The sequence below is a fragment of the Klebsiella sp. EMBS2024 genome, assembly GCF_036233805.1.
In the GTDB taxonomy this organism is placed as follows: Bacteria; Pseudomonadota; Gammaproteobacteria; order Enterobacterales; family Enterobacteriaceae; genus Klebsiella; species Klebsiella pneumoniae.
Window position 1 is genome coordinate 2,717,914 of sequence record NZ_JAZARW010000001.1, and the last position, 1,200, is coordinate 2,719,113.

The 1,200-nt window shown below is 58.8% G+C and carries 2 protein-coding genes; both read right to left on the bottom strand.

What is annotated here, in order from left to right; genetic code table 11:
• Nucleotides 1–121: sugar phosphate nucleotidyltransferase (locus tag VZP09_RS12580; RefSeq protein ID WP_249229434.1), on the bottom strand; the 121-nt coding region annotated here is incomplete at its 3' end.
• A gap of 13 nt (nt 122–134) precedes the next feature.
• The gene (gene rfbB / locus VZP09_RS12585) at nt 135–1,199 is read right to left on the bottom strand and encodes a dTDP-glucose 4,6-dehydratase (protein ID WP_149302299.1); all 1,065 of its coding nucleotides are present in this window, start codon (nt 1,197–1,199) and stop codon (nt 135–137) included.
• Between the last annotated feature and the right edge of the window lies 1 nt (nt 1,200).

Genomic DNA, 1,200 nt, shown 5'->3' on the forward strand with positions numbered 1-1,200 from the left:
GGACGGACACCGGGTAGAAAATCATCGGCTTGTCGTAGATAGGCAGCAGCTGCTTGGAGACGCCCTGAGTGATGGGATATAAACGCGTGCCGGAGCCGCCGGCCAGAACAATACCTTTCATCTTTACTTCCTTATTAGTTATTCAGGCCAAGACGCTCGCCGGCATAGGAGCCGTCCAGCACGCGCTGCCACCAGGTCTGGTTGTTCAGGTACCAGTGCACGGTTTTTTCAATCCCGCTCTCGAACGTCTCCTGCGGCACCCAGCCCAGATCGCGCTGAATTTTCGCGGCATCAATGGCATAACGCAGGTCGTGTCCCGGACGGTCGGTGACAAAAGTGATCAGGTCGGCAAAGTGGGTGATGTTGCCCGGCTTCTGCGCCACCACCTTGTCGAGAATGGCGCAGATGGTGCGCACCACATCGATATTTTTACGCTCGTTATGACCGCCGATGTTGTAGGTCTCGCCGCTTTTGCCTTCGGTCGCCACTTTGTACAGCGCACGGGCATGGTCCTCAACATACAGCCAGTCACGGATCTGCTCCCCGTTGCCATATACCGGAAGGGGTTTACCCGCCAGGGCGTTGAGAATGGTCAGCGGGATCAGTTTCTCCGGGAAGTGATACGGACCATAGTTGTTGGAGCAGTTGGTCACCACCACCGGCAGGCCGTAGGTGCGGTTCCAGGCGCGAACCAGATGGTCGCTGCCCGCTTTGGAGGCAGAGTACGGGCTGCTGGGCGCGTACGGAGTCTCTTCGGTGAACAGGTCATCGGTGCCGTGCAGGTCGCCGTACACCTCATCGGTGGAGATATGATGGAAGCGGAAGGCCTGCTTCTGCGCGTCCCCAAGCCCGGACCAGTAGTGACGGGCCGCCTCCAGCAGAGTGAAGGTGCCGATCACGTTGGTCTGGATGAAGGCTGCCGGGCCATCAATGGAACGGTCCACATGGCTTTCTGCCGCCAGGTGCATCACGATATCCGGGCGAAACTCGCTGAACTGGGCCGCCACGGCAGCAGCATCAGTGATATCAGTCTGGGAAAACGAGTAGCGTTCGCTCCCGGCCACCGGCGCCAGGGATTCGAGGTTGCCGGCATAGGTCAGGCAGTCCACCACGCGGACTTCATCCCGGGTGTTTTCAATGATATGACGAACCACAGCAGAGCCGATAAAGCCTGCACCGCCGGTGACAAGAATCTTCATA